At 57.9% G+C, this 6,446-nt stretch carries 6 protein-coding genes and 1 tRNA gene; 3 read left to right on the plus strand and 4 right to left on the minus strand.

What is annotated here, in order from left to right:
* The gene (locus tag HMPREF2681_RS07560; RefSeq protein ID WP_070546658.1) at positions 1–999 is read right to left on the minus strand and encodes a metal ABC transporter solute-binding protein, Zn/Mn family; all 999 of its coding nucleotides are present in this window, start codon (positions 997–999) and stop codon (positions 1–3) included.
* Positions 1,000–1,316: 317 nt separating this feature from the next.
* On the opposite strand from HMPREF2681_RS07560, the gene HMPREF2681_RS07565 reads away from it, so the two are divergent.
* Positions 1,317–2,423, plus strand: a complete 1,107-nt coding sequence (locus HMPREF2681_RS07565) for a LacI family DNA-binding transcriptional regulator (protein WP_070546659.1) — start codon at positions 1,317–1,319, stop codon at positions 2,421–2,423.
* 103 nt (positions 2,424–2,526) lie between these two features.
* Positions 2,527–3,150: a flavin reductase family protein gene (locus tag HMPREF2681_RS07570; RefSeq protein WP_016421442.1), complete on the plus strand. Its 624-nt coding sequence runs from the start codon at positions 2,527–2,529 to the stop codon at positions 3,148–3,150.
* Here the strand turns inward: HMPREF2681_RS07570 and HMPREF2681_RS07575 are convergent.
* The 3 genes from HMPREF2681_RS07575 to HMPREF2681_RS07585 form a co-directional block, all read right to left on the minus strand.
* Positions 3,132–3,608, minus strand: a complete 477-nt coding sequence (locus HMPREF2681_RS07575; RefSeq protein WP_070546660.1) for an META domain-containing protein — start codon at positions 3,606–3,608, stop codon at positions 3,132–3,134. The two genes, HMPREF2681_RS07570 and HMPREF2681_RS07575, sit on opposite strands and share 19 nt — an antisense overlap.
* Positions 3,609–3,622: 14 nt before the next feature.
* On the minus strand, positions 3,623–4,000 hold the full coding sequence (locus HMPREF2681_RS11140) for a hypothetical protein (RefSeq protein WP_016421440.1): 378 nt from the start codon (positions 3,998–4,000) through the stop codon (positions 3,623–3,625).
* A gap of 238 nt (positions 4,001–4,238) precedes the next feature.
* Positions 4,239–5,867, minus strand: coding sequence for a threonine/serine exporter ThrE (locus HMPREF2681_RS07585; protein WP_016421439.1), 1,629 nt, complete (start codon positions 5,865–5,867; stop codon positions 4,239–4,241).
* Between the two features lie 359 nt (positions 5,868–6,226).
* Here HMPREF2681_RS07585 and HMPREF2681_RS07590 point away from each other — a divergent pair.
* Positions 6,227–6,302: transfer RNA gene (locus HMPREF2681_RS07590), tRNA-Thr, on the plus strand.
* The last annotated feature ends 144 nt before the right edge of the window (positions 6,303–6,446 follow it).

Raw genomic sequence — 6,446 nt, forward strand, 5'->3', positions numbered from 1 at the left:
TTATGCGGACTCCATATCGGAAAGGGTTTGCTTGTAGAGGTCAAAGAACGACTGGCCAGTGCTCGGCGACTCAAAAACATCGACGATTTTAACGCCCTTTGCCTTGGCTGCCTCGACGAGTCGCTGCGAGACCTGGTCGTGGGTCTGTGGCGAGTCGATGAGGTAGTCCAGCTCGCCGGACTCGATCAGCTTGAGCATTTCATTGACATCGCTTGCCGACGGCTCGGACTCATTCAGCGTGGACTGGCGGTAGCCCTTCGGGGTGATGTCCTTAACCTTCGTGTCCTTCAGGATGTCATCGGCCAGCGGGTGAACCTGAGCAACCTTAGCGGCCTTGAGCTTGCTCTTGGCCTCTTCGATGTCCTTGATTTCCTTATCGACAGCCTTGGTGTCGGCCTTGGCGCCCATCTTGGTCAGAGCTTCGGCGAGCTGCTCTGCAGTTTCTTCAACCGCATCGGTGTTGTACCAGACGTGCTCGTTGGCCTCGCCATCGTGGTGGTGGTGCTCGTGGCCGTCGTGGTCGCCATGGTCGTGGTCATGGCCCTCGTGATCGTGGTCGTGATCGTGGCCCTCGTGATCATGGTTATGGCCTTCGTGATCGTGATCGTGGTTGTGGCCCTCTTCCTGCGGCAGCGCAGAGATGATGACCTTATCCTTTGCGTCACGCAGAGAGGAGGTCAGCCATGCGTCGTAATGCCCGCCACCTGCGACGAGAATATCGGCGTCCTCTACCTTTGCCATGTCGGCTGCGGCCGGTTCGTAGGAGTGAGGATCGATGTCGTTGGACGCGATAATCGGGTCGATGGCGACCTTCTCGTCGTCGGTGACTGCGTCGGCGACGTCCGCCCAGACCTTGGTGGAGGTGACCACCTTGATGGTGTCTTCGGACTTGCCCGCGGATGTGGTGCTGTCATCATTGCTGGAGCATGCGCCGAGACCTGCGACGAGGCCGGCGCTGGCGACTAGCGCCGCGATGCGCGTGGAAAAGCGTGCCTTCATTTTTGTATCCAATCCTGTTGCGGGCTGAATTATTCCTTTTATTCAGCTCCTGAGCATTAACCGCTATTGAAAACAGTTGTCTTTTAGTTCAAAGAACATAGTAGGGGCTGCGGAGACCCAGTCACAAGGCGGGCCTCTGCCGGAGTGGCCGAAATGACAGTCGCGCACATTCGTTGGGTAAAGTTGTCCGCGATTAGATGCGTGTGATGCTCGTTGTAGTTCTTTTCCATAAAATCGAGGTTTTCTACCTGAGGTAGCTGGACGAAGATATCTGAGCGGGCAGTCGCTGTTGGTTTTTCAAGAAGGGTCGGTATTCCGTGCAAAGTCGGCGTCGTCGTGGCACCTTGGCTTCCATCGCTGCAGAACTTGGGGTCTCGCGCACGACCGTATCCAATGCCTACAACCGCCCTGACCAGCTCTCGGAGAAGTTGCGGGAGCACATCTTGGAAACTGCGGAGCGGCTTGGCTATCCCGGGCCGGACCCAATGGCTCGCGGTCTGCGCATGCGCCGGGTTGGCGCCATCGGCGTGCTGTTCACCGAGCACCTCCCGTTCGCTTTTGAAGACCCTGCGTCGGTGGATTTTCTCGCCGGCCTCGCAGAGGAGCTCGGCGAAATGGGCGACTCCATGTTGGTCATTCCAGCTTCCTCCGAGGAGGGTGGGGACGTAGATCTCAATCTGATTCGGCAAGCGGTGGTCGACGGTTTCGTGGTCTACTCCGTCGCGGACAACGATCCGTTCCTCGCTGCCGTGCGCGCCCGTGGCTTGCCGACGGTCGTGTGCGACCAGCCTGCAGATGCGGTGGCTCTACCGTTTGTGGGCATCGATGACCGTGAGGCCATCAAGCCCGCGGTGCGACACCTGACTGAACTGGGACATCGCAAGGTGGGAATCTTGTCAGTGCGATTGTCGCGTACCCCGAACTCGGGATATGTCACGGAGAAGCGGCTGGCAGAAGCTCATCACCAGGTGCAGAAGAACCGCGTCGAAGGTGCGCTGGAAGCGCTTGCCGAGGCCGGTATTCAGCAGGCAGATGTGCCTATCATCGAGCGTCACCTCAATGACCGCGAGAATAACCGCGATGCGGCTCGCCAGCTGCTGACCGACAACCCGGATCTCACGGCGGTGGTCTGTACCACGGATACTCAGGCAATTGCGGTCTTGGAATATGCCAAGGAGAACGGAATTCGTGTTCCGGAGGACCTGTCCATCACAGGCTTTGACGGAATCGAGCGCGCCCTCTTCCACAAGCTGACCACTGTAATTCAGCCGAATAGGCAGAAGGGCATTGCCGTCGGCCGCGCGCTGGCCGAGGAACTTGAGGCCGCACGCGAGGACAGCGGTCGCGCTCCTCGCGCCTTGTTGGAGACTGAGTTTGTCGTTGGATCGACAACCGCAGCGCCGTCGGCACCGTCAGCCGGGTAGCGGGCCAACGACGGTAACAACATCGTGGCGCTATCGGGGGCTCTTGGGGTGGTAAACCCTACCTCGTCTTTACTGTGTTCGGATTCAGATTAAGGTCTATTACATGACAGATTCAACAAATTCGAGCACCGACCGATCAGCTGCGGCTCTCAATAGTCCGGAAGCTACCCGCGACGACCATGTCGAACTTGGCGGCCCCGTCGAATTGGATGAAATGTCTATCCGTGGCGCGATGAGTGAGTTCACCACTGGCGTGACCATTATCGCCACCGAGGATGAAGGCGAAGCGTACGGTTTCGCCTGCCAGTCTTTTTCCTCGCTGAGTCTCACTCCACCGATGGTTCTGTTTACTGTCATGAAGACCTCGCGGTCCTGGCCGCATATACGGAACGCTGGACGCTTCTCCGTCAATGTGTTGGCCGAGGATCAGGAGGATATCTCGGCAGCCTTCGGCCGCAGTAATGGCGAAAAGTTCAAGACGGGGAAGTGGACCCGCTCTGAGCTGGGCAACCCTTTATTGCACGGCTGCTCCGTGTGGATTGATTGCACCGTCGTCGATGTTTACGAAGGCGGCGATCACTGGATTGTGACGGCGGATATTGTGGCTATCGGCAAGCGTGAAGAAATCAATCCGCTCATTTACCACCGCGGTTCTTACGCACGGGTTTCTCACCCCGGCACCGATGCGCCTGTCGATCAGAAGTGGCGTCAGCGCCCCTCGGTGTAACCCGAAGTTGTCGCAGTCCAGCCACGGCGATCCTCGCCTGGCTTGGGGTCTTTCATCTCTCGCATGCGCAGACCATTGTTGTCCTGCGTGTAGACGAATTCGCCCGCAACAATCTTGTGGAAGCGCTCCGAATAGGTCTGCGCCTGGTCTGAGCAGTCCAAACTGCGAGTCTGCTCCGGGGCGCCGAATTCGACCGCCTCGCCCTTCCACTGCAGCGAACCAGAGCCGTTGCCACAGGAATCAGCGAAGGCATATGTTGTCTGTCCCAGCGTAATAGTCGGCGCCTGAGTTCCGTCCGGCACACCGTGGGGCAGGTTTGGGTCATCAAAAATTGCGGTTATCTGCCATTGCTTGCCGACGATCTCCGCTGCCGGCTTTGCCTGGCATGCGGTAGCCGTCATGGACACTGCCGCAACGACAGCTACTGCGGCAACCGCCTTTTTCCCGCTAAGACCCATGCTGCGTGACCCCGTTAGTTAGCTGCCTTCTTGGTTGTTTTCTTGGCAGCCTTCTTCGTCGTCTTCTTAGCGGCCTTCTTGGCAGCCTTCTTCGCCGTCTTACGAGTGGTCTTCTTTGCAGCCTTCTTGGTCGACTTCTTCGCAGTCTTCTTAGTGGACTTGCGTGTGCGCTTTGCGGTCTTCGGAGCGTTTTCCTTCTCGTACTCCTCGTGAACCTTCTTGAAGCTCAGGCCTTCCTTCTCCACTCCGAGCATGCACATCAGAGTGACGGCATCGTAGAAGTCCTCGGCGAAGGTAGCAACAATTCGCCGTGCGCCAGCAGCGGTCTTTTCTTCGACCTTGTGAAGAGCCTCGTTCTGAGCAGTGCGAGTGTCTGTGACCTTCGGTGGCACGAATCCTCCTGGCAAGCATGGCCTTAATTGCGCCCCATACACCTACTTCTGCCAGCCATCTCGCCACATGCTCCCGGCACTGAGCTCAACCGAGTTCAGTGAAGAAGGAATGGGATTGTGATGACGCAGTTTCAGCTTTAAGCGCTACTTACAATTCAAAAACCTTATTCTACCACGTTGTTGATAGGTCGCGCGGTGTGGAGAACCTGGTTCCGGAAGCGACCAGTTCACGCAGCGACTAGTCCACGCGCGGGTTCATACCGCCCTTGAAGCGGTAGTTGCGTGGACGGCGAGGCTTGTTCCGCGGATTCACAGGACGGATGCGACGCATACCGGCCCGGATTGGACGGGTCAGGCCACTGTCTTCGCGCAGTGCGCGAGGGCGACGGAGCCTGCGCGCCATCCATTCACCGAGGACAATACCCGCAGCTAGTGCCGTCGCAATGCCTAGCGCTGAGGCTAGCGCCGTAAACCCCTTGGTCGGGTGGTCGTGCAGCAGTGCGTGCATACCGCGGTAGATCGTCATACCCGGAAGCAGCGGGGTTACGCCTGCCACTGCCGTAATCAGCGGCGGGATGGACCAACGTCGTGCCAGCAGGCCACCGATGAGACCAATCAGCGTTGCTGCCGCGCCTGCGCTGGTCACCGGATGAACTCCCAGCGGAGTCAACACGTAGTAGTAGGTCATCGATCCCAGCAGGGCGACTGTTCCGGACACCGACAGCGCGGTGAACCCAGCATTCGAGGCCAACGCAAATGCGATTGAGGCGGTAGTTCCCGCTATCACCCTCACTGTCGCCTGTGCCAGGTTGAGGTCAGAACCCGCGATGACGTCGGGAAGCGGAATGCCCAGCATTCCGGAAAACTCGATGCCCATTGCGATGCCAGCGACGATTCCGCCGGTCAACAACATGGTGTCGAAGAAGCGCGCGGAGCCAGTCACAGGTGCGCCGGTGATGCCGTCTTGCAGTGCTTGCACGAGGGTTAGGCCGGCGAGCATCACGATAATTCCCGAGGCGATCAGCCTGGATGGCTGCATCTCAAAGGGGAGATACGCCTGCGCCGCATTGAGCACAGCAGCGGAGAGCGTGGCAATGAGACCGCCGACTGCATTCTGAAAGAATGTGGGCAACTCGCGGGCAGCGAGTTCACCAATCACGATGACGATGGCCAGTGTGACCGCAGCCGCGATAAGGGCGACCTCGAAACTCGAGCCGAGCAGCACTGTCACAGATGAAGCCAGCAATGCCCAGCCAGTGTAGATGACGCGGAGGCGGTATTTTGCGGGCTCACGCTCGACCTTGTCGATAGCCTCAATAGCCTCCTCCAAGCTCAGGTGGCCCGCGCGAATTCGGCGGATGACACGGTCGGTGTGACGCAAGCGCTCGAAGTCGGGCACTGGTGCGGTGACAACGCGCATCGCGGTAATAGGGGTACGGCGCGCGCCGATGAGGTGGTAGACCGTCACGGAGGTCAACGTGATATCGACTTGGATTTGGGTGAGGCCATAGGCTGAGGTCACGGCCTTAATTTGTAGCTCGGTATCGCGGTTGCCCGAGCCACATGCCAGCAATAGCCCGCCGATGCGAGCAGCGAGATCGAGTACGGCCGTGACCTGACTCGGGTCGGAATAATCGATCGGTGCCAGCGGCAGCGGGGTAGTAGTCGAGTGCACTAGGTCGACAGTTGCCGTTGGGCCGGAAACGAAATCAATCACGCGCTGCTTGAAGGTGGACTGACCTTCGATTGCAGGAAACTGGGTCTGCGGAGTGTCGTCGTAAGAGACAGTGGCTTCAGCGTCGTAGAGATCATTCTTCGCAGCGGAGTTTTCTCCGGCGTTGGAATTGCTGTCACCAGCGAATGACATGTCGACACTTCCTTTCCCCGATACTGCCTGGGGTGCATTGCAGTGATGCTGCAAAGACGCGATGCGGAGACGTTGCAGAAACATAGCCCCAGTGATTTAGCGATAGTCACACTACCCCGTCAGTGACCGAGAATCTTAATTCGTTTTTGAGGCGGTGAATTTGCCTATCTGAGCGGGGCCTTTAGCGTGTGGAAAAGTGTTCAAGAAGTGCGGTTGCAGTTTTCCTGTGGTGTCGTTTTTAACTTCTGCTTGCCAACCTGTACAATCGCCTGTCAGCGGCACAGCTGAGTTCGATTCTCAGGTTGACTCTGATTCTTTCGAGCCAGCGACGGCTAACGCCAAAAGGTCGCTTTAAAGTTGCCGGGATGGCGCAATTGGTAGCGCAACTGATTTGTAATCAGTAGGTTACGGGTTCGAGTCCCGTTTCCGGCTCCAAAACTCCAGGTCAGGAAGTTTTCCGGCCTGGGGTTCTTTGGTTTAAAGGGTGCTCGCGTCCTTTTTGGGTCCTTTTTCGTCGCTCCAATGCAAAAACCCCCGCGCCAAGAGGGGTTAAGTAAAGAAAAGTGTGTCTTTTCCGGG

The organism is Corynebacterium sp. HMSC064H12, from assembly GCF_001809925.1.
Lineage (GTDB): Bacteria > Actinomycetota > Actinomycetes > Mycobacteriales > Mycobacteriaceae > Corynebacterium > Corynebacterium jeikeium_D.

What these genes read in the sequence shown, in the direction of transcription:
- HMPREF2681_RS07560 (WP_070546658.1), bottom strand. Translation starts at nt 999, where the DNA reads ATGAAGGCACGCTTTTCCACGCGCATCGCGGCGCTAGTCGCCAGCGCC.
- HMPREF2681_RS07570 (WP_016421442.1), top strand. Translation starts at nt 2,527, where the DNA reads ATGACAGATTCAACAAATTCGAGCACCGACCGATCAGCTGCGGCTCTC.
- HMPREF2681_RS07575 (WP_070546660.1), bottom strand. Translation starts at nt 3,608, where the DNA reads ATGGGTCTTAGCGGGAAAAAGGCGGTTGCCGCAGTAGCTGTCGTTGCG.
- HMPREF2681_RS07585 (WP_016421439.1), bottom strand. Translation starts at nt 5,867, where the DNA reads ATGTCATTCGCTGGTGACAGCAATTCCAACGCCGGAGAAAACTCCGCT.